Raw genomic sequence first — 20,401 nt, 5'->3', positions numbered from 1 at the left:
TGCAGAACAGGTACCGTGGTCTGCTGTCGAACAGCGTGGACATAAGCGATGATCATGCCCCATACGCGCCACTCGGGTAAGACGTTGAGATGCTTTCCCACACGCCTCGCAGGGCTCTGGTTCTTTGAAATAGGGAGCGCAGGCGATACAGACAGGGCCGTAGGGAGTGACCTTGCCGATGTTGTAGTCTGAACGGGCTTTTCCACATCGTGCACACGGTTTGTCGACGTTGCACTGACGACAGACGGCGTCTGGGTCATTCTTAGGCAGACGGGCTAACTCACCACATCGTGGGCACATTCGCCGCTTAAACACACGAGCATAGCAAGTTGAACAGTAACCATGCCCTTTATGGCGTCGCCACAATTTGGAGACTTCTCGACCACACTCATCGCAGTCGACCGTTTTGTGTTGCTTCAAGAGGTTGGCTCCGCTTTCATTCTCCGTTTTAAGCGCGCCCATGAGGCTCTCACTGCGCGTTCCGACATGGGGCGATGAGCCGGTAGAGCACGGCGGCGATGCGGCCCATGGGGGTGATGAGATAACCGCGATAACAACGGCAACAACATAACGGGGGGTGACTTTCGGGGATCATGAAGCGCGCTCGTTTTGACATTACAAGCGACCAGAGCGCTAAACGTTTCTTCAACGCCTATGCTGAGCAAACGCTCCACCGCCGCTAATAAAGCACAACGCTCGTTGACAGGCAGCAGCTCAAACGCCAACCCAGACACAGGCATTTGGCTATCCGTCATCGAAATGCCCAATGTTAGAAGCGCATCTGCGAGGGGTGACGCAGGCCGCCGACTTGCACGCCGAACAACGCCAACAAAGAAGGTCACCATAGAAAACCAATCGGCGGGTGCGATAGGGGCCTCCCTAAACGTCACGTTGCTTCTTGTTAAAGCACGATCAGCCATCACTTGGAAACTGAACGCTTCTGGTAAAGGCGACGTGCATACCGCCTTTCTAAAATCGTTATAACACCGGCTGCACTGAGCTAAATGTTGATCTTCTGCTGACAGGCGATGAGGCTCTATAGGGGCCTTGCATACCGGGCACTCATCTATCAGTTGCACCCCATGAAAGCGGCACCCAGTGTGCCAAGCGAATCGCCAGTGTCGGCGCAAGTAGGGGGCTGAGTCCTCTGCCAAACACAATGCACAAATCTGTTGTCCTCCATGGCGAGTTCGATTTCGGCTGCCGAGTGCCAACAACCAGGGCCAAGTCCGCGTTTCCAGTAATGAGTAACCGGCCACTTTCTCACAATCGTCCCGCATCCCAGCTTTCTGAAACTCAGCGGACGATATCCCCGATGCATTGACTAATGGGCGCATTCTTACGAGGGGAATTTCCCTATCAATATCCCTTGTCCATATACGCCATGTTGGCCAGATAGCCCCAGTGAGCGACAAGGGATCACACCCCTGTCTCAACGCCGCCCGTACCAGCCATGAAGAAAGCGACTCTTCAGGCAACAGAGGCACACTCAGCGCCCAGGGCATTACAGCATCACTTCCCTAATGCCACGGGTAGGTCGCACCCATGATTTACTCTGAATAATTTTCTCATCGATGCGCTCAGCCCCGGACAAAATAGCGGCATTGGCACACTCAATCAGCAGCCGGTGCAGGTCGCCAAAATTGCCGCCAGAGATCGCGTGGAGCTGGGTCGCCAATTGGGGCTCATGCAGTTGGGAAGGATGTTTGAGCGGTAATATCTTCTCAAAGCCAGCGAGCAGCTTCTGAAACTCCTGATTGAGCTCCCACTTTGGTAACGCGACCACATCAAAGCGACTCGCATGCTGTGGGTCTGAATGCAGCACACGCACAGCGTCTTGCGTCCCCACACCAACGATGGGAATCATTAGCTCATTGCATAAAAGCTTAATGGCATTCATCGTTTCGCGCTGCTTAACAGCACCACCGGTTAACAGAGAGTGAAACTCATCGATGATCAACAAGCGGGTATGGCAAGCACGCAGTTGATGAATCACCTGGTAGCGCAGCTTGGGAACAGGATCTGTAGGCCGGTAGGGAGCCCAGAAACTCTCTAGCACTGCGATATACAGACTTTTCTCATCGGCACTCGGGGGAGCCTGAGTGACAACAACAGGCTTCACGGGCTCTACGTCTTCATTCACGTAGCCTTCACCGTACTGCTTACGAAACCGTTGAACGATGGTTGTCTTTCCGTTGTTGGAGTCACCCACGAGCAAGAGGTTAGGCATACGAGGACGACTGGGCTTCTCCATCAACCCACGCATGACCTCAATGACACGATTGGCCAATGGATAGCCCAACCAGCGCGGTTGATCCATAAACTCCATTCGCTCTTTAGCGGACAGCCCCAAGACGTGACGAAGATCAGGATGAAGGTGTGTGCTCATGCTATGTCCCAGTTCACATCGATATCACCCGTTAAAAGACCGTCCCCTTGAGCGGGTGTCTCTTTAGGGGCCGCAGTTGAGGGCGCATGTAAAAGGGGATCTGCAGGCGTCACCTTCTTCTCATGCTCTTTACGTCGTTGTGCCTGACGGCGACTTCGCTTAGTACGTGCTTGCGACTCCTCCACATGGGTTCGCAGCTCACTAATAGCGCGTAGAATTTCAGTCTCATTGACCGAGTTTCTTCCTTCCTGCCGAAGGCGCGCTTTAGCTTGGGCATACTCCCAAACACTCATCGAGGGGAGGGCAAGATTGGCAAAGGGCACGCGAAAATAGTGCCCGAGCTCCGGGTCTTTGAACCAAATGACACTAATGTCGCGAGGGTCGCGCCGGAAAACAAAGGTGCGTTTCTTGTCTGGCATGTCTGGATCTTTGGCATTGATCCAAGGTCTTAGCGCTTCATCGTAATAGTTTATGCCATCGATGGTCACACCAAAGGTCTGGATCGTACGCTGAAAGCTGGGCAAAAAATCGAGCAATACAGAGAGCCTGTCAGCAGGCCTCGGCGCTAATCCCACTCCCTGCACATCCGCATTGCCAAACACACCAATTTCCCACTTCTTCATCGGCGACATACCAATCCCAGAATGAAGGCGCTGGTGGTAAACCTTGCAAATCAACGTCACCAGCCACTCTTCAAACTCGCTTTTCGTCATGGCCGCGTGCTTCTCTGGATCGTACCCCTCTTTCTCTTTAATGGAGGAGAAAGTCGTCCCAGGCAGGTTATGAATTTCTTTGAGAAGAGACCCCAGCACCCGCTCAATGTGGCCACCGTAACGAGGCTGCTTAACAGGCCGAAACTCAAGGTTGATCCCATAGGCTAGGCATGAGCGCCTAAACGTCTCAGAGCGAAAATCTGGGCCGTTATCGACATGAATCGTGGCGGGTGTGCCCCATACCGGCCACTCAGCCTCCACATTATGCAGTAGCAACCACTCATCTTTAGGAAGCATGGAGTGCGCCACACACATGCCGACAGATGTTTCAGAGGGCGGGTCAAACGATAAGTAATACCCCGTGACCATGCGAGTACACACGTCCATGGCCAGCGTAATCCATGGACGGCCAATCGGTTTGCGATATACGTCATCGACCAAAATAATATCGGCAGGCGTGTGGTCAATCTGCATGACGGCTAACGGATAGTCCGCATTGGGAAATTTTCCGGCCGCCGGCTGAAACTTATTAATCGCTTTTTCTCTAAAGCCATGCCCACGCAATCGGTCGCGCTCTGGGATGTCGCGCAGACGAGCACGAACGGTACCAGGGCTCGGCGGGTCGATGCGCCGCTCATGGCAGCGCCGCATGACTTCCTGTACCGCTTTTTGTGCGGACGGACGCTGCAGCGTCAAATACACCTCTTTGATGACTTCCTGAATCACCGCCTCGGCATGCGCGGGGATACGCGACTTTCCTTTCTTCCACCCTGGCTTTTGAGGAATTAATGCAAGCACCGAGCCCGTCGCTTTATACCGCTTCAACCAACGGTAGATCGTAGCCGTATCAACCCCCGTTTGTTTAGCACGCTCCTCCGCTGCATCCCGCCCCACCGTATGGCGATCCACCAAGGGCTTAATGATGGAAAAGCGATGCTCGGCCTCCCGCCAATCGGCATCCCCAATCTCGGACATATCCTGCTCAGGGGATACGGACCCGCTATTGAGAGGCGCTAGTTCTTTGATGCGAAGCGGGCAACTACGCCCGGACTCAACGGCAATGCCAATGACTGTCTCAAAATCGAGCACCTGGGAAATTCGGTAAACGGTGCCATCTTTCTGAACCTGCTCACCCACCATAATCTGCAAGTGTTGGCGTGTTTGGGCGACGCCGTTATTGGGTTCAGTTGCGCTGCCACGATGGTTATTCATAATCGGGTACCCATACCTCTGATAGAGGACTGAAGGATTGGGCCATATCGCAATCTAACTGCCGAGTCGCCAGTAGATGCCATAAATGCGCAATCCCCTCTGCCCGGTAAATATCGCCCATAAAGTACCGAGAAAGCAGGTAATCCAAGGTCGCCACCCCCATTTCCCTCACCGTGTTGAGGACTGCCTGGCTTTCGACAGAGGGAAACACCATCCGCTTATAGCGCGCTAGGAAGGTAATGTTGTCCAAGGTCTTATCACGAATGCGGCTTTCATCATGAATGCGAAACGCCCAGCCCTCGTTGTTGGCATGCCGCATCGCCGCCTTCCATTTAGGCGACCATTCACGCCAATGTGCTTGCCACTTTTCCCGTGGTTTGACCTCCACCAGGAGAGGTTTTGGGTAATCCCTGTAATGACGGTTACCGAGACGGTAATAAACCAAATAGTCAGGTGTGTAGGTGTAGCGCCTACCGGTCACGGGATGATGAAACGGGATCTCGCACGGCTGGGAAATCACACCAAGGACGCTCACATCAAAGTCAGCCTTGATGAGGAAATCACGTTCGAGCGTCGACTCGAACGCAATAGACTCCTCCCCGCGAAAGGCATAGTAGCCAGACACACTTCGTCGGGTAGGGCCGATTTTACGAACGGATGTAGGCAGTGGCATGGGTAGTCGCACCAAATGTTGAATAAAACAAGGCCTGTCGCATCAATTGCTATTAATTCTGTCGCACTCAATCCTGTACAGACTACCATAATAGCCCGATATTACGCCCTGAGGGTCGCATCAATTGCTGAAAATGACAGCGGTTCAAAACCCAAACCCGGCGAGATATCCCTTGCTCACCACGGCGTACTGTTCTTGGACGAACTACCGGAGTTTTCCCGCCATGTGCTGGAGGTACTTCGGCAACCGCTAGAAACTGGAGAAATTCATTTAGCTCGCGCCAACCATGAACGACGATACCCAGCTCAGTTTCAATTGGTAGCCGCCATGAATCCTTGCCCCTGCGGCCACTTAGGCGACCCACGCCAGCGCTGCCAGTGTACCGCCAGCCAAATCCAGCGTTATCAAGCACGGCTTTCCGGGCCATTGCTAGACCGTATCGATCTGCAAGTGGAAGTGCCCGCGCTGCCGCCAGAGCAGCTAACCGCACAAACCCAAGGCGAGTCGTCAGAAGCCGTGCGTGAGCGGGTGATGGCCGCCCGAGAACGCCAAATGGCCCGTGGCGCGCTGAATAGCCAGTTAAGCGGCAAAGCCCTGGAAGCCGCCTGCGCGCTTAACGATGAAGAGCGCGCTTGGCTCGCGGGCGTGCTCGAAAAGCTTAAACTCTCCGCCCGCGCCTATCACCGCGTACTGCGCGTAGCCCTTACCCTTGCCGACCTTCAGGGCGAACCCAAGCCCACCCAACCGCACCTGATTGAGGCGATTGGCTATCGGCAGTTGGATCGGATGTTGAAAGGGGCTTAATTGCTCTGATTGGTATCGCGCGAAACACTTCTGTTTTATAATATAAACAGTTTTGCTTTAAATTTAGAACAAAGAGTAGAGCATGCCTGCGACCAAGACTTTCACTGCTAAGGATGTATGTGCTGCCCTAGGGGATATTAACCGCTCAAGGCTCCACCTATGGGCGCAGTTGCCCCCCTTTTCAGAAAGGCCAACACGTGAGAGAAGTGCGCGACGCTTTACTAAAGCCGATTTGCTGACGTTTGCCATTTTGCAGACGCTTGAGGATGATTTTGGCATGAGGCGCGGGAACATTGGCCGCATATCAGCCGCTATCCATCACTATGTCAGCACACCGCGTCAGGTGCCTATGGAGGAGTGGGTCTTCCTCCCGAGGGATGAAGGCGCTGTACGTTCGGTACAGGGGCAGAGAATTGCCACCTCAGGCTGGGTGATTGATATGGCTAAGGAACGCGAGCGTATCGATCTTTATCTGGGCTTTACACCACCGCAACAGGAACTTTCTTTAATCTCGGACGTGAAATCGGGGCGCCAATAGGCTGGCTTATGGATTTGTTACAAGCATTCGGTGCACCCAGCGAGAGCTGCGTCGACCTGCACAACGATCAAGATGCTCGCCGCCTGAGATATACTGATTTAATCCGGAATCGACACACACCATTAGTCGACTCCGTGGTTGAACAGCAATCTCAGGCGCTGCTCTATGTTGTCGACCAAACCCGTTTTCGTCGCGACGACACGCCGATTGCTGCTCTTCAACGCATTTTGGCCATGCGTGGTGAGCCAGCTTGGCTGGGGGTATTAAAGCCGGGCCGGCTGGATATTTATGCCACCGATTTGCAGCCTGTTGCTGATGTCGAACCCGTCTGGTTTTCGCGGGATTCTCAAGACGCACCCAGTATTCTTCCCCGGCTGGCGCAGGGGGAAAACCTAGCACCGCCCGCCACATTACGCCTACGCGATGTGCTACTCAAATTGATGATTGATGCAGGAGAGGCCTTGCGTGCCCTTGGCGTATCCACCGACGAGGCCATCGCGCTGACCGGGCGGGCGCTGTTCCTGCGCTACCTGATTGGGCGTAAGATCGTACTGCCCGACCATCTGTCCCAAATCGCGCCCAGCGCTGCCTCGCTGGATGCCTGCATGAACTCCGACGTCGTACTGGCAGAGACAAATCACTGGCTGGATGACACCTTTAATGGCGATCTTCTCGCACTCCCTGCAACGGATTACATCGCTTATTTTCGCCAGCTTGTTCAGCAACACGGGGAGGCTGTCACGCAGCCCCTAAGTGCGATCTTGACGCTGGATACCGCCATTGAACCTGGGGTGTCACAACGACAGTTGGAGTGGGGCGATCTGGATTTCGATCACCTCCCCATCGGCTTGTTGAGCGAAACCTATGAAGAGTTGATCCACCGTTTTGATCAATCAGCACGTCACGCCACCAGTGTTTATTACACGCCCTACCATATCGCCGAATACATGGTAGAAGAGGCGTTTCACGAGCTTCCAGTAGGTTCGAAAGCGCGGCTGCTGGATCCAGCCTGTGGGGCTGGCGTGTTTCTGGTGTCGGGGTTGCGCAAGCTGGTGGAGTTGCGCTTTCGTGAAACTGGCGAGCGGCCGTCTCGTGAGCAAATCAGGGATATTCTCCATCATCAATTGGCAGGCTTCGATACCAATGGCCATGCGCGTACCCTTGCGGCATTAGCCCTGTACCTCACCGCGCTGGAGCTTGACCCACACCCGGCGCCGGTGGAAGCGCTGCGCTTCAAGAAGCTGGAAGGCAGCGCCCTGATTGATGTCGCCGACCCTGGCAGTCAAGCCGATGAACTGGTGCCCATGGCAGGAAGCCTGGGTGACCATGTGTTTGATCACTACCGCGACGCTTTCGATATAGTGATTGGCAATCCTCCCTGGACGAGCCTGACAGCGCAATACAACGCCATTGATCGCGTCTTTACCCAGCGGTGCCGTGAAGTGGCTGCCCTGCGCGATTTGGAGGAGATTGCTGCCAGTTACCATAATCCGGATCGTGTACCTGACCTGCCTTTTGTGTGGGGAGCCATGGCGTGGGCCAAGCCTGGTGGTCGCATTGCCTTGGCATTGGCTGGGCGCTGGCTGTTCAAGCAGTCTCCAAAGGGCATTGCTGCCCGCAATGCATTGTTCGAAGCGCTGAAGGTAACGGGCATACTCAACGGCGCCGCCTTGCGGCAAACTCAGGTATGGCCCAGTGTGGATCAGCCGTTTTGCTTGCTGTTTGCAGACAATGTGCTGCCGGAACCTGATGATCAGTTCGTCTTCGTTAGCCCCCATTATGAACCGAATTTGAATGATAAGGGGCTGTTAAGGGTCGATGCCAGTGATGCTAATCCAGTGGCTTTTCATCTGGTGACGAGCACCCCAGCTGCACTGAAGACTCTGTATCGCGGCACGGTGCTGGATGTGGCCATCGTCAACAAGATCAAACAGCGCGCGAAGTCTACGATAGGCGATTATTGGAAGGAAAGCTCAGGATTGTTCAAAAGCCAAGGCTTTCAGGTGGCCAGCCGATCCCAAGACGATTCCTTCCTTGAAGGAAAGCCTGAATTACAGGCAGATTATGACTGGCACCCATTCAAGGTGCTCGATCAGTCGCTTGACCGCTATATTCCACGCGGACTTCACCGTACAAGGTCGCCCGAAATTTATAAAGCTCCTCTAGTTTTGATGAGAAAGGCTATACGTGAAGATCGTTCCCGGGGCAGGGCACTGCTGAGCACTAGTGATGTAGCATTCTCTGAATCTTACTATGGATATTCAGCTGCTCATCATCCGTTTTCGGCGTTTCTTACGCATTATTTGCTAGTAGTGCTTCACAGCAGGCTTTTTGAATACGTGACTTTAATGACTAGCGGAGAGTTTGGTGTTGAACGAGAGGCACAGCAGAAAATTGATGTTGATCGTCTTCCATTTATTCCACCAGATACCCTGTCAAAGGAGCAGCACCAGTCCATCGCAACTTGCGCTCAGCAACTGATCGACAATCAACCTGACTGGCCAATGCTAGATCGTACCGTGGCGCAACTCTATGGATTGTCGTCAAGTGATCAGCAAGTCGTGTCCGATACTTTGGCAATCAATGCCCCCTACGCCTCAGCTCGCAACAGGGGGCTAGCTCGTATTACGGAGCAGCAGGCCCAAACATTCATCGATAACCTGGAAAAAGAGCTAGCCTCCGTCTTTGATTTAGGTGGGCATAGTGTGCGGGTGCAAGTGCTAAACAGCAAAAGTAAGGCTCTGCCTTGGCGCTTCTTCTCCATCGATTTGGAGGGTGCCCCCCCGCCACTTGAACTTCCCGCACAGTGGGCCGACCAGGCGGGAGGCCTCGGTGTTAGCCGAATTACCTTGCTGAGCGCTGACCGGCCCAGTTTGATCGTGGGCTTGCTCAACCGCTACCGCTACTGGACGCAGAGTCAGGCCCGGCTATTGGCATCGGAGCTGATCTGGGAATTTGGGGCGCGCTTAGAGGAGCTCAGTCAGCAATGCGAGGCTTGATGACAGGGCGTGGAGCGGCCGAAAGTCCCTGCGCGATACCCATGTCCCTGATGGTGGTGGCCCAGAATGCCCTTGCCCACGCTTGGCGCATTCTGCTTGAGCAGGTCGCTGAAGGACAGTTTGCCATCTGCGGGGAAGAGGAAGATACGATCACCGAACGGCTCTACATGATTCTGGATGATCTCTACACTAATGAGCCGGACATTATTCGAGGATTTTCACTGTTTCAGCTCCCTGTTCGGGAAGGCAATTTGGCTAACCGAGCAGGAGACAAGCGCGATAACCAGCCCGATCTCGCCTTCCGTCCATTAAGAGGCCAGTTGAATACGCGAAGCAGTGCGATGGCAGCCATCTTCGTCGAGTGCAAGCCCATCGATTCGACTCATCCGATTGGTAGTACCTATTGCAAGGCAGGTATCAGCCGTTTTGTCAGGGAAGATTATGCTTGGGCGGTAGATCGCGCCATCATGCTTGGGTATGTTCGTAATATCTGTCCTTTGCCCGACGGTTTAGCGTATGTACTGGGCAGCGATGCTGGAAAAGCAAGCTACCGTGTTCATGAAGAGCTAGCCTATGTAAGTAAGACGGGACATGGGGACGAGGTGTATTGCAGCACTCACCAACGCAAAAGTACAACGCCATCGGCACCTACACCAAGCCAACCGATTACCCTTCACCATCTTTGGTTGACACCCGAAAAACCCTGCGAATTTACTCGATGTAAGATTTAGGCAGGGATGGCCGCAGAGTTTCCGCGACCACTTCCCTGCATCCATTTTGGCTTAAGCACAGGCTTTATATCGAGGCGATTGGCTACCGGCAACTGGATCAAATGCTGAAGGAGGCTTAGAATTGAAATAGCCGATTACCACTCATAAAGAGAGGTGACAAAATGGCCAAACTTCCTAACATCCACCCAGGTGAAATTTTGTACGAAGATTTCATGCAGCCAATGGCGCTGAGTAAGAATGCGCTGGCTAAGCAGATGGGCGTCCCAGCGACCCGCATTGGTGAAATTACCTTGGGTCGCCGCGCGATTACCGCAGATACTGATTTACGATTATCACAGGTCTTCGGCACAAGCGAAGGTTACTGGCTTCGTTTGCAGAATGCCTACGACCTAGAAGAAGCCCGCCGTCACCAAGTGGCGTGACCAACTATCTCATTTAACGACTCGAACAACCGTACCTACATTGAAGCCATCGGCTGCCGCCAGTTATGTAGGATGCTTTCGGCGTAAGCCCCCGCAAGCCACTGGGCGGTTAGTGCGTGGCGGCCAGTGAATCCACTAGGCGTTGACACAGCGCATCCAGCTTCTGCCCCGTGGTTTCATCGTGTAACGCGCCACTATCGTTGAAAGCGCTGCCCGCTTTTGCCAGCGATAATGGCTGTGGCAGCACGACCAACCCCAGATTGGCTAACAGTTGCTGACCAAGAGGCAGCGCACGGATGCCACCTAGCCCACCCGGGGAAGCCGACACCAGCGCTGCCCACTTGCCGGCAAATAACCCAAGCCCCGGCGTATCCTGATAGGGTCGTGACAGCCAATCCAATGTGTTTTTCAGCAGCGGGGTGATAAAGCCGTTGTACTCCGGCGAGGCGATCATCACTGCTTGGTGATCCGCCAGAATCTCACGCAGCTTCAGCACATTCTCCGGCATGCCCTGGGCTTCGATATCTTCATCAAACAGCGGGCAGGGGTAATCCTTTAAATCGATAAAGGTGGCTTCCCCGCCAAGCGCCCCAATACGCTTGGCGGCCAGCTTGGCTAGCTGCTTATTCAGTGACGCTTCTCGGGCACTGCCCGCAAATACCAGTACCTTTTTGACCGATGACGCCATTACTCTTTCCTCTCATAACGTATTTGAACAACTCCACCTTTTAGCATTTACGCCTGATAGGCAAGGCGTTTTTGGCTAATGAACGGTCAGGCTCATTCTGGGCACTATCTGCCATTAAAACGTCTACTCATTGTCACTCAATCATCACCATTGCCGCGGAGAATTAGCGAAAGCTGAATCAGCCCTAATCACTCCCCCTTCTTAAATGGTGAAATAGCGATGATAAAACCACTACTAGCCACTGCGCTAATGACCTTTGGGTTTGCCGGTGCGGCTCACGCCCAGCAGGTCTTTCCTGCCACCTTGACTGGCCATTCCCAACTGCCCGGCAGCACCTTTGTGGCGGCTCCTTCCGGCGCCGCTGAGCACTACAACGTCTCCGGCCGTTTTACTGGCCAAGAGGGCCGCGTTGAGCAGCTCTACACCAATGTGCAAGCCACCGGCTTAGCGCTACCCTTCCCCAGCCAGCCTCTGCAGGGTTTTTCTGGTATTCGCTCACTTGGCGATGACCGTTTCCTGGTGTTGACCGATAACGGCTTTGGCTCCAAGGCGAACTCCTCCGACGTCATTCTGATGTTTAACATCATAAAGACTGACTGGGACACTGGGCGTGTCATCATTGAGGAGACCATTCAACTATCGGATCCCAACCGCAAGGTGCCCTTCCCGATTATGAATGAAGCCACTCCTGGTCGTTTTTTAACCGGGGCTGATTTTGATATTGAATCGATACAGCCGGTGGGCGATAGCTACTGGATTGGCGATGAGTTTGGCCCCTGGATTATCCAGGTCGATAACGAAGGTGAGGTGCTGCAGGTGCTGGCCACAGACCCAGGCGGCAAACTAATGCGCTCACCCGACAATGCCTTTGCCCTCACCCCTAATCCTGGCGCGCCTCTCGCTGATGATGTGGTGGTGTTTCGCTCCGGCGGCTACGAGGGCATGGCGCTCTCCGAAGACCAAACAACCCTCTACCCCTTACTGGAAAAACCGATCTGGGACAGCAACACCAACGCCCCGGAAACCATTGATGACACACCCGTGTTACGAATGTTCGAGCTCGATACTGAAACCGGCGAATGGGGCGATACAACCCGCTATTACCCGTTGGAATCAGCGGATCACGCCATCGGCGATTTCAATCTTATCGGCGGTACCCGCGGCCTAATCATCGAGCGAGATAGCCGTCAGGGCGATCCGCGAGAAGCGTGGGCAGATAATCCTGCCGAATTCAAACGCATCTATCTCGTCGATCTCAACCGCACAAATGAGCAGGGTGTGCTTGAAAAAATCGCCTATATCGACCTGATGGACATCCAGGATCCAGACGGCATCGCCCCCCGTGGCACGATCAACGGCACCTTTAACTTTCCCTTTGTGACCATTGAGAACGTGGATCGTGTCGATGAGAGCACCATCGTGGTCGCCAATGACAATAACTACCCGTTCTCGATTGGCCGCCAGCAGGGGCAAGCCGATGATAATGAGCTGATCCTGCTCGATGTGGAGGACTTCCTGAACGCCCAGTAAGGTGAGTGTGAACATAGGTAGGTGAAGCACAGAATAAATTCTCAGCGGCGTTTATTCTGTGCCCGTAACGCTTAGAGAGCGTCTCTCACCGATATATTTTACGAAACCTATTTGCTAGCACTCTCGACAAACCCATCTACAAAATTATCCAGCGCTTCAAACAGCTCTTCCCGAATGGCATCGGACTCATTGACTAAATGATGCCGAGCTTCCGGGTGACGATGAATTTCAGCATTGGGAAACTTCTTTGCCAGAATCGCCAAATTCCACTCCCAATCGACGGTCAAATCCTGCTCGCCTTGGAGTATCAGGGTAGGCAGTGGGTTGGGCTCCTGCGCCAGCAGGCGAGGCATCCAGCGGCGCATCGCACTCACCCAAGCAACGCTCAAACGCTCGGGCTGCAGCGGGTCACCTTCGCGTAGAAACTCGGTGAACTGCTCGTCGGTGGAGTTAGGCCGATATTTGCGCGGCAACTCTTTTAAGAACGGGCTGGCAATCAAGTGCAACCAGCTGGTTTGGCTCCATCCCCAAGGCCGCACCAGGGGCGCCAGTAGCACCAAACCCGACCAGCCGGACGCCTCACGGCGGGTGAGTGCATCGGTCGCCAGAATCGCCCCACCGGTGCTCTGGCCCACCCCTAACCACGGTTCAGGCGCCATGCCTTGGCTCTTTAGGGTCGTCTGCAAATGGGCCAGACAGTGTTGGTAATCATCGAAATCTTCTATTGCTGCCCGCGCACCACTGGACAGGCCGTGGCCGGGAAGATCCCACAGCACCACTCGCCAGCCTTTAGCCAGCAGTCGTTCAAGCAAATGGCGATATAACCCCATATGATCGAAATAGCCGTGTACCACAAAGGCGGTGCCCACCGGCCGCGGCGGGCTCCACACCTGGCACCACAGCGCAAAGCGACCCGTATCGATAAAGCCTGCGTGCACTTCACTGGTATCTAACAGCAGTGCTTCTAAGCCATAGTGGTGGAAATAGCCTTGCATGGCGTCTGCCAATATTTCCCCTGGCAACAAGCGGCTAAGGGCGGTATCGCCCGAGGCGTGGCGAAACAAGCCTTCCAGATGTTGGAAATCACTCATTGATGTTTCTCCATAACGCCATTGTCCGTTGGCCTAGGCGCGGCAGATGGGTCGCGCTCCCAACACCTAATGCCTAGTCATTTGGTCGAGCATTTTAGCGCATTAGGGTCTACGCTGTTTACATGCCCGAGCAGGTGTGGAATTATTTTCCATAAATGCATTTCAATCTGCCCGTGGCCAACCATGTTCTAAAGAACAGAGTGCCCACGGGCATCCTCACAGGAGAAACCCCATGAGCGAGCGTATCACGCGCCACCGTTTACAGGTGGCAGCCGATTTAGATCGTTTTATCAATGAGCAGGCGCTACCGGGAACAGGTGTCGATGAAAATGCCTTTTGGGCCGGTGTGGATGCCCTGTTTCATGATTTGACACCCAAAAACCGTCAATTACTTGAAGAGCGCGACACGCTGCAAGAGAAACTCGACGTATGGCACCGGGAAAACCCCGGCCCAGTGACCGATATGCCGGGATACCGCCGCTTCTTAAAAGAGGTTGGCTACTTGGCAGAAGCGCCGGCTAACGTTAAAGCGACCACCGCCAACGTTGACCGTGAAGTTGCCGTTCAAGCGGGGCCTCAGTTGGTTGTTCCTGTGAGCAATGCTCGTTATGCGTTGAACGCGGCGAACGCCCGCTGGGGCAGCCTTTACGACGCCCTGTACGGTACCGATGCGATTTCCGAAGACGACGGCGCCGAAAAAGGCACCAGCTTCAACCCGAAGCGCGGCGCCAAGGTGATTGCCTACGCCCGTGGCGTACTTGACCGCGCGGCGCCACTGGCGACTGGTTCGCACCGTGATGCGGTGAACTACGCCATTCGTGATGAGCACCTGGTGGTGACGCTGGAAGGCGGTCGTGAAACCGGCCTTAAGGATTCCGGCAAGCTAATTGGTTTTAGCGGCGAAGCGGCGAAACCCGACGCCATTTTGCTGGGTAACAATGGCCTGCACTTGGAAATTCAGATTGACCCCAGCGACTCTATCGGCAAAACCGACCCGGCAGGCGTTAAAGATGTGGTGGTGGAAGCTGCACTGACCGCCATTATGGACTGCGAAGATTCCGTAGCCGCGGTGGATTCAGAAGATAAGGTGGGCGTTTATAGTAACTGGCTGGGCCTGATGAAGGGCGATCTGGAAGAGAAGATCGAAAAAGGCGGTAAAACCTTTACCCGCAAGCTTAACGCCGACCGCACCTGGCAAACCACCGATGGCAGCAGCGTCACGCTACCTGGCCGCTCGCTGATGTTCGTGCGCAATGTGGGTCACCTAATGACCACTCCGGCGATTTTGGACGATAAAGGCAACGAGCTACCGGAAGGTATCCTTGATGCAGTGGTAACCTCACTGCTGGCGCTGCATGACCTGAAAAAAGACGCTGACCAGCCGCGCAACTCGCGCACTGGCTCTGTGTATATAGTTAAGCCGAAAATGCACGGCCCCAAAGAAGTCGCCTTCGCCAACGAACTGTTTAGCCGCGTTGAAGACATTTTGGGCATGAGCCGCGATACCCTAAAAATGGGCATCATGGATGAAGAGCGCCGCACCACGGTTAACCTCAAGGCGTGTATTGCCGAGGCCGCTTCACGGGTAGCATTTATCAATACTGGCTTCCTCGACCGTACCGGCGACGAAATGCATACCGCCATGGAAGCGGGCCCCATGGTGCGCAAGGGCGATATGAAAGGCGCCGCGTGGATTCAGGCCTACGAGAAGAGCAACGTGCAAGTGGGTCTTGCCTGCGGTCTTCGCGGTCGTGCCCAGATCGGTAAAGGCATGTGGGCCATGCCTGACCTGATGCACAACATGCTGGAGCAGAAAATTGGCCACCCGAAAGCGGGTGCCAACACTGCTTGGGTGCCCTCTCCTACGGCGGCGGCGCTGCACGCACTGCACTACCATCAGGTCAACGTCACCGACGTTCAGCGTGAGCTGGAAGCGTTGGGCGAACCCGACTATCTGGACGACCTACTCACCGTGCCGGTGGCGGAAAATGCCAACTGGTCTGATGAGGAGAAGCAGCAAGAGCTGGATAACAACTGCCAGGGCATTCTGGGCTACGTAGTACGCTGGGTAGAGCACGGCGTGGGCTGCTCAAAAGTGCCGGACATTCACAACGTGGGCCTGATGGAAGACCGCGCCACGCTGCGTATCTCCAGCCAGCACATTGCTAACTGGCTGCTCCACGGCATTGTCGATGCACCGCAGGTGGAAGAGACCCTCAAGCGCATGGCCAAGGTAGTGGATGAGCAGAACGCAGGCGACCCCACCTACACCGCCATGAGCGCCGATTTTGAAGGCTCCACCGCTTTCAAAGCCGCCTCCGACCTGATCTTCAAAGGCCGCGTACAGCCTTCCGGCTACACCGAGCCGCTACTGCACGAGTGGCGTCAGGTGCATAAAGCGAAGTAAGATCGTTTTACGGTGTAATCAGCCTCGAGGCTTATGCCTCGGGGCTTTTTTATGAAAGGAAAAAAACAATGACCGTAATGACTGCCGAGCAAATCGAACACTTTCTGGATGAAGTATTTCCCCAGCGGATGGGTAAGATAGAGAGCGTGGGTGAAATGACGGCCAACCTGCGCTTGAAGATAGGCAACGAGCACCTGCGCCCCGGCCCGCGGGTTTCCGGGCCCACCATGATGGGCTTTGCGGATGTGGCTATGTACGTGGCTATTTTAGCGCAAATTGGCCCAGAGCCGATGGCGGTGACCAGCGATTTAAACTGCCACTTCCTCCGCGCAGCCTCCGGCGATCACGACATTATCGCCCACGCCAAGCTGATCAAACTCGGCCGCCGCTTAGCGGTGGGCGAAGTACAGCTATTCTCAGCCAGCGATGAAACGCGCCCCGTGGTGCACGTCACCGCCAGCTATGCGCTGCCGGATAAGACTTGAAGCGAACGCCACTTACGGTGCCAACGTCATAAACGGCTCATCTTGCTGGTCGCTAAAGGCGTAAACGTTATAGGGCTCACTCTGAGGCCCCGGCATACCCGGCGTACCGATGGGCATCCCCGCCAGGCCAATGCCATCTATGTCAGGCTGCTCTTCAAACAGCTTGGTAACCGCTTCCATCGGCACATGGCCTTCAAGCCAGTAGTCGCCTATTTCGATGGTATGACACGACCCCAAACCATAGGGGACGCCTGCCTGCTGTTTGATCTCACTTAGCTCAACGTCATCGACGATCGTCACATCAACACCCTGCGCTTCAAGGTGGCGGGCGTACTCGTCACAGCAGCCGCACTGCGGATTCTTGTACAGCGTGGCTTCATCCGGCAACGCAGCCTGAGCCGAGGCGGCTCCTAGGAGTAAAGCACTAGATAAAACCGTAGCGGTAAAACGTTTCATGAGCGCTCTCCATGAGGTGAGTGACAACACAAATATTTAGCCAACGAGGCGGTACCTGTCGCGTTCGACAGTAAAAATTTTATGCTTTGAGTTTACAACCCATGGGCTACCTTAAGGTCAAGCCTTGCCAACCTGAGCTTGACCTATGGGCGACCCCAGGCACTACGCTTATAGGCTTGATCAAGGCATAAATAGGGAGGTTGCCATGGCATCATCAACATCGCAAAGCGCACAGGTTTTCCGGATGAAAACCGCCGAGCATATATGCCCGTTCGGTTTGAAAACGGTTGACCTACTCAAACGCAAAGGCTTTAAGGTCGACGACCACACCTTAACGTCCCGCGATGAAATCGACGCGTTCAAGCAACAGGAAAACGTCGACACGACGCCCCAGGTGTACATCGGTGATCAACGCATCGGCGGCTATGAAGAGTTGCGTGAGCATCTGGGAATGAGCGTGCCCAATGCAAAAGAAACCACTTATCGTCCGGTAATTGCCATTTTTGCTACTGCGCTGCTGATCGGTTTGGCGATTAGCTGGGCGTCCCAAGGCACACTGCTCACAGTGCGCATGCCCGAGTTTGCCGTTGCTACGGCGATGGTGCTGCTGGGCTTGCAAAAACTGCAGGATGTCGAAAGCTTCAGCAGTATGTTTTTGAATTACGACCTGTTAGCTCAACGCTACGTGCCCTATAGCTATTTTTACCCCTACGCCGAGACGCTTGCTGGTATTTTAATGCTAGCCGGGGCGTTGATTTGGCTGGCCGCGCCGCTGGCGCTGTTTGTCGGTACGGTGGGGGCGGTCTCCGTGTTTAAAGCCGTGTATATCGACAAACGTGAGCTTAAGTGCGCCTGCGTCGGCGGTAACAGCAATGTGCCGTTGGGTTTTGTGTCGCTAACCGAAAACCTGGTAATGATCGCCATGGGGCTGTGGATGCCGCTGCGGATGTTGTTGTCGTAAATAGCAAAATGGCAGAGCAACGCGTGGCATAAAAAAGGCTTAGGACCGTGCCGAGGGTTCAAATGCTTTCGACCCTCGGCATAGCGTTCAGACTAGCCGCCAACCCCCCGAGGTTTTACGCGGCGGGTAACTGCGCAATTACTCGATCCAGTGTCATCGGGTATTCGCGCACCCGAACACCAGTAGCATTGTAGATCGCGTTGGCAATCGCGGCGGCTACGCCACAGATGCCCAGTTCCCCAACACCTTTTGCTTTTAGCGGCGATGAAGCAGCATCGGTGGTGTCTAAAAAGATGACCTCCTGCTCGGGGATATCCGCATGCACCGCCACTTCGTAGCCTGCCAAGTCGTGGTTAACGAAGAAACCGCGCTCGGTATCCACGCTCATGCCCTCGGTCAAGGCAGCCCCCACGCCCATGGTCATACCGCCAATCACCTGGCTGCGCGCCGTGATGGGGTTGAGGATGCGCCCTGCATCGCACACGGCCAGCATACGTCGCACGCGGGTTTCCCCGGTATAGGCATGCACGGCCACCTCAACAAAGTGTGCCGCGAAGGTGCCAATCTCCAGCTTGTCCTTAAAGTCGCCAAAGTTGATCGAATCTTCAGCCATAATCTCTTCGCCATCGGCCACGTCGGCCAGCGCCATATCTATCTGCCCGGCGGCAACGCGGCCATTTTCAAAGCGCGCCTCGTCAACGTTCAGGTGCTTGGCGATCTTCGCCTGAAGCGCTACACAGGCGGCGTAAACGCCAGCGGTAGAGCTCGCTGCTCCAAACTGCCCGCCTGAGCCGGAGGAGGTCGGGTAGGCGCTATTGCCAAGGCGTACCTCTACGTCCTGCATCTCCATGCCCATGGTTTCTGCGGCTGTCTGGGTCAGGATGGTGTAGGAACCGGTGCCGATATCGGTCATATCGGTTTCTACAATCAGTCGCCCATTCTGCAAGCGCACCCGCGCGCCCGAGGTCAGGGTGGGCGCACCGCGGTAGGCACCGGCCATACCGTGGCCAATCAACCACTGGCCTTCGCGCTGGCCGCCCGGTTTAAGGTTACGTTCAGCCCAGCCGAAGGTGTCGGCGCCCTTGCGCAGGCACTCCACAAAGTGGCGTTCGCTGAAGGGCTTCGATGGCTCTTCGGGATTGACCTGGGTGTCGTTGAGAACTCTGAACTCCACCGGGTCCATGCCGAGCTTCTCCGCCATCTCGTCCATGGCGATCTCCAGCACCGCGAGCCCCGAGGCTTCCCCCGGGGCACGCATATCCGCCGATTCAGGAAGGCCCATATCGATAGGATGGTGGGCCATGCGACGATTTTCGCCCGCGTAGAAGCAACGAGTCTGATTGACCGCATCTTCACCGCTGCCGCCGGGCAGCGTATGGGAAACGGCGGCGTGATCGAAGACGGTGATTTTGCCATCTGATCCGGCCGCGATACGCAGTCGCTGAATAGTGCCGGAGCGGTGGGTGGCGTTGTTGAAGATCATCGGGCGCGGCAAGGCCACCTTGACCGGCCGACCGGTTTCCCGCGAGCCAAGTGCCGCCAGCACCGCGTCAGCGCGCAGCCATAGCTTGCCGCCAAAGCCGCCGCCCACGTAAGGGCTTTCCAGGCGGATCCTGTCAGCGTCGATCTCGAAGGTGGTAGCGAGCGCCTGGCGTGTCCATTCGATCATCTGATTCGATGTCCATACCGTCATCTGACCGCCATCCGACCAGTCCACGATAGAAGCGTGGGGCTCCATCATGGCGTGGCTTTGCGAAGCAGTGCGGTAGGTTTCATCCAGTGTCACCGGTGCGGCATCAAACGCCGCCTCCACATCGCCTACATTGGCGGCCGGCTCGCCGGTATTCTGTAAGCGTGCCCAGGCATCTTCAAGATCGAACACGCCCGGCGTCTCGTCGTAGCGCACCTCAATCAATGAAGCCGCACCACGCGCCTGCTCCAGGGTATCGGCGACCACTACAGCAATCGCTTGGTGGTAGTGCTCAACGGTGGCCCCCCCCGAACAGGTGGGCCACATTGCTGTCGGCACGCGCCAGCGGCTCAAACTCCAGAGTGGTGATAACGGCGGCCACGCCGGGTGCAGCGCGGGCAGCCGAGGCGTCCATATGGGTGATTTTTCCCCGGGCAATTATTGCGCCCACGGGGTAACCCACCAGTTGGTTGGCCACTACGTCATGCCGCTCGTAAGCGTAGGGCGCGCTGCCGGTTACCTTAAGGAGCCCGTCGATTCGTACATGCGGCTTGCCGATAATACGGGCACGGTCGAACAGGTTATCTTCCGTTGATTGATTAAAATCCATGG

At 55.3% G+C, this 20,401-nt stretch carries 17 protein-coding genes and 1 pseudogene; 9 read left to right on the top strand and 9 right to left on the bottom strand.

Annotated features, from left to right (window positions below; genetic code table 11):
* Positions 1–416: 416 nt before the first annotated feature.
* Genes ACT3UM_RS06630 through ACT3UM_RS06615 form a run of 4 tightly spaced genes read right to left on the bottom strand, consistent with a single transcriptional unit; the run spans position 417 to position 4,987 of the window.
* The gene (locus ACT3UM_RS06630; protein WP_120386063.1) at positions 417–1,505 is read right to left on the bottom strand and encodes a TniQ family protein; all 1,089 of its coding nucleotides are present in this window, start codon (positions 1,503–1,505) and stop codon (positions 417–419) included.
* Positions 1,505–2,389, bottom strand: a complete 885-nt coding sequence (locus tag ACT3UM_RS06625; protein WP_027957960.1) for a TniB family NTP-binding protein — start codon at positions 2,387–2,389, stop codon at positions 1,505–1,507. Before ACT3UM_RS06625 ends, ACT3UM_RS06630 begins: the two co-directional genes overlap by 1 nt.
* On the bottom strand, positions 2,386–4,314 hold the full coding sequence (locus ACT3UM_RS06620; protein ID WP_231657764.1) for a TnsB C-terminal domain-containing protein: 1,929 nt from the start codon (positions 4,312–4,314) through the stop codon (positions 2,386–2,388). Before ACT3UM_RS06620 ends, ACT3UM_RS06625 begins: the two co-directional genes overlap by 4 nt.
* The gene (locus tag ACT3UM_RS06615) at positions 4,307–4,987 is read right to left on the bottom strand and encodes a TnsA endonuclease N-terminal domain-containing protein (protein WP_120386061.1); all 681 of its coding nucleotides are present in this window, start codon (positions 4,985–4,987) and stop codon (positions 4,307–4,309) included. The genes ACT3UM_RS06620 and ACT3UM_RS06615 overlap by 8 nt, the downstream gene beginning before the upstream one ends.
* 141 nt (positions 4,988–5,128) lie before the next feature.
* On the opposite strand from ACT3UM_RS06615, the pseudogene ACT3UM_RS06610 reads away from it, so the two are divergent.
* From ACT3UM_RS06610 to ACT3UM_RS06590, 5 genes and pseudogenes are all read left to right on the top strand, one after another.
* A pseudogene (locus ACT3UM_RS06610) lies at positions 5,129–5,791 on the top strand (ATP-binding protein); the annotation flags it as partial.
* 82 nt (positions 5,792–5,873) lie between these two features.
* The gene (locus tag ACT3UM_RS06605) at positions 5,874–6,329 is read left to right on the top strand and encodes a hypothetical protein (protein ID WP_498897211.1); all 456 of its coding nucleotides are present in this window, start codon (positions 5,874–5,876) and stop codon (positions 6,327–6,329) included.
* An 8-nt stretch (positions 6,330–6,337) separates the two neighbouring features.
* Positions 6,338–9,328: an HsdM family class I SAM-dependent methyltransferase gene (locus ACT3UM_RS06600; RefSeq protein ID WP_498897209.1), complete on the top strand. Its 2,991-nt coding sequence runs from the start codon at positions 6,338–6,340 to the stop codon at positions 9,326–9,328.
* The gene (locus tag ACT3UM_RS06595) at positions 9,328–10,059 is read left to right on the top strand and encodes a hypothetical protein (protein WP_498897207.1); all 732 of its coding nucleotides are present in this window, start codon (positions 9,328–9,330) and stop codon (positions 10,057–10,059) included. The genes ACT3UM_RS06600 and ACT3UM_RS06595 overlap by 1 nt, the downstream gene beginning before the upstream one ends.
* A gap of 161 nt (positions 10,060–10,220) precedes the next feature.
* A complete protein-coding gene (locus ACT3UM_RS06590) occupies positions 10,221–10,481 on the top strand; it encodes a HigA family addiction module antitoxin (protein WP_498897205.1) in 261 nt (86 codons plus the stop codon).
* 109 nt (positions 10,482–10,590) lie between these two features.
* On the opposite strand, the gene ACT3UM_RS06585 is transcribed toward ACT3UM_RS06590, so the two are convergent.
* Complete coding sequence (locus tag ACT3UM_RS06585; RefSeq protein ID WP_498897201.1) at positions 10,591–11,169, bottom strand: NADPH-dependent FMN reductase; 579 nt, start codon at positions 11,167–11,169, stop codon at positions 10,591–10,593.
* Positions 11,170–11,388: 219 nt separating this feature from the next.
* Between ACT3UM_RS06585 and ACT3UM_RS06580 the strand changes: the two genes are divergently transcribed.
* The gene (locus tag ACT3UM_RS06580; protein ID WP_498897199.1) at positions 11,389–12,699 is read left to right on the top strand and encodes an esterase-like activity of phytase family protein; all 1,311 of its coding nucleotides are present in this window, start codon (positions 11,389–11,391) and stop codon (positions 12,697–12,699) included.
* A 107-nt stretch (positions 12,700–12,806) separates the two neighbouring features.
* On the opposite strand, the gene ACT3UM_RS06575 is transcribed toward ACT3UM_RS06580, so the two are convergent.
* Positions 12,807–13,790: an alpha/beta hydrolase gene (locus tag ACT3UM_RS06575; RefSeq protein ID WP_498897197.1), complete on the bottom strand. Its 984-nt coding sequence runs from the start codon at positions 13,788–13,790 to the stop codon at positions 12,807–12,809.
* A gap of 232 nt (positions 13,791–14,022) precedes the next feature.
* Between ACT3UM_RS06575 and ACT3UM_RS06570 the strand changes: the two genes are divergently transcribed.
* Together ACT3UM_RS06570 and ACT3UM_RS06565 are read left to right on the top strand one after the other, a co-directional pair.
* Positions 14,023–16,197: a malate synthase G gene (locus tag ACT3UM_RS06570; protein WP_498897195.1), complete on the top strand. Its 2,175-nt coding sequence runs from the start codon at positions 14,023–14,025 to the stop codon at positions 16,195–16,197.
* Positions 16,198–16,265: 68 nt separating this feature from the next.
* Positions 16,266–16,682 carry a PaaI family thioesterase gene (locus tag ACT3UM_RS06565; protein WP_498897193.1) on the top strand — a complete coding sequence of 139 codons (417 nt, stop codon included), beginning with the start codon at positions 16,266–16,268 and terminating at the stop codon, positions 16,680–16,682.
* A 12-nt stretch (positions 16,683–16,694) separates the two neighbouring features.
* Here the strand turns inward: ACT3UM_RS06565 and ACT3UM_RS06560 are convergent, their stop codons facing one another.
* Positions 16,695–17,138 (bottom strand): DUF411 domain-containing protein, encoded by a 444-nt coding sequence (locus tag ACT3UM_RS06560; protein ID WP_498897191.1) that lies wholly within the window; start codon positions 17,136–17,138, stop codon positions 16,695–16,697.
* Positions 17,139–17,343: 205 nt separating this feature from the next.
* On the opposite strand from ACT3UM_RS06560, the gene ACT3UM_RS06555 reads away from it, so the two are divergent.
* Positions 17,344–18,099: a glutaredoxin gene (locus tag ACT3UM_RS06555; protein WP_498897189.1), complete on the top strand. Its 756-nt coding sequence runs from the start codon at positions 17,344–17,346 to the stop codon at positions 18,097–18,099.
* Positions 18,100–18,214: 115 nt separating this feature from the next.
* Here the strand turns inward: ACT3UM_RS06555 and ACT3UM_RS06550 are convergent, their stop codons facing one another.
* Both ACT3UM_RS06550 and ACT3UM_RS06545 read right to left on the bottom strand, forming a co-directional pair.
* Complete coding sequence (locus tag ACT3UM_RS06550) at positions 18,215–20,116, bottom strand: molybdopterin cofactor-binding domain-containing protein (RefSeq protein WP_498897187.1); 1,902 nt, start codon at positions 20,114–20,116, stop codon at positions 18,215–18,217.
* Entirely contained in the window at positions 20,082–20,399 is a 318-nt protein-coding gene (locus ACT3UM_RS06545) for a hypothetical protein (RefSeq protein WP_498897186.1), read from the bottom strand. Before ACT3UM_RS06545 ends, ACT3UM_RS06550 begins: the two co-directional genes overlap by 35 nt.
* Between the last annotated feature and the right edge of the window lie 2 nt (positions 20,400–20,401).

Source organism: Halomonas sp. AOP13-D3-9, assembly GCF_052379125.1.
GTDB lineage: Bacteria > Pseudomonadota > Gammaproteobacteria > Pseudomonadales > Halomonadaceae > Vreelandella.
This window is presented reverse-complemented; position numbering and strand designations above follow the sequence as displayed.

Bases quoted from the DNA above. Each gene is read 5' to 3' on its own strand.
- ACT3UM_RS06630 (WP_120386063.1), bottom strand. From the start codon at position 1,505: ATGCCCTGGGCGCTGAGTGTGCCTCTGTTGCCTGAAGAGTCGCTTTCT.
- ACT3UM_RS06625 (WP_027957960.1), bottom strand. From the start codon at position 2,389: ATGAGCACACACCTTCATCCTGATCTTCGTCACGTCTTGGGGCTGTCC.
- ACT3UM_RS06620 (WP_231657764.1), bottom strand. From the start codon at position 4,314: ATGAATAACCATCGTGGCAGCGCAACTGAACCCAATAACGGCGTCGCC.
- ACT3UM_RS06615 (WP_120386061.1), bottom strand. From the start codon at position 4,987: ATGCCACTGCCTACATCCGTTCGTAAAATCGGCCCTACCCGACGAAGT.
- ACT3UM_RS06605 (WP_498897211.1), top strand. From the start codon at position 5,874: ATGCCTGCGACCAAGACTTTCACTGCTAAGGATGTATGTGCTGCCCTA.
- ACT3UM_RS06600 (WP_498897209.1), top strand. From the start codon at position 6,338: ATGGATTTGTTACAAGCATTCGGTGCACCCAGCGAGAGCTGCGTCGAC.
- ACT3UM_RS06595 (WP_498897207.1), top strand. From the start codon at position 9,328: ATGACAGGGCGTGGAGCGGCCGAAAGTCCCTGCGCGATACCCATGTCC.
- ACT3UM_RS06590 (WP_498897205.1), top strand. From the start codon at position 10,221: ATGGCCAAACTTCCTAACATCCACCCAGGTGAAATTTTGTACGAAGAT.
- ACT3UM_RS06585 (WP_498897201.1), bottom strand. From the start codon at position 11,169: ATGGCGTCATCGGTCAAAAAGGTACTGGTATTTGCGGGCAGTGCCCGA.
- ACT3UM_RS06580 (WP_498897199.1), top strand. From the start codon at position 11,389: ATGATAAAACCACTACTAGCCACTGCGCTAATGACCTTTGGGTTTGCC.
- ACT3UM_RS06575 (WP_498897197.1), bottom strand. From the start codon at position 13,790: ATGAGTGATTTCCAACATCTGGAAGGCTTGTTTCGCCACGCCTCGGGC.
- ACT3UM_RS06570 (WP_498897195.1), top strand. From the start codon at position 14,023: ATGAGCGAGCGTATCACGCGCCACCGTTTACAGGTGGCAGCCGATTTA.
- ACT3UM_RS06565 (WP_498897193.1), top strand. From the start codon at position 16,266: ATGACCGTAATGACTGCCGAGCAAATCGAACACTTTCTGGATGAAGTA.
- ACT3UM_RS06560 (WP_498897191.1), bottom strand. From the start codon at position 17,138: ATGAAACGTTTTACCGCTACGGTTTTATCTAGTGCTTTACTCCTAGGA.
- ACT3UM_RS06555 (WP_498897189.1), top strand. From the start codon at position 17,344: ATGGCATCATCAACATCGCAAAGCGCACAGGTTTTCCGGATGAAAACC.
- ACT3UM_RS06550 (WP_498897187.1), bottom strand. From the start codon at position 20,116: ATGTGGCCCACCTGTTCGGGGGGGGCCACCGTTGAGCACTACCACCAA.
- ACT3UM_RS06545 (WP_498897186.1), bottom strand. From the start codon at position 20,399: ATGGATTTTAATCAATCAACGGAAGATAACCTGTTCGACCGTGCCCGT.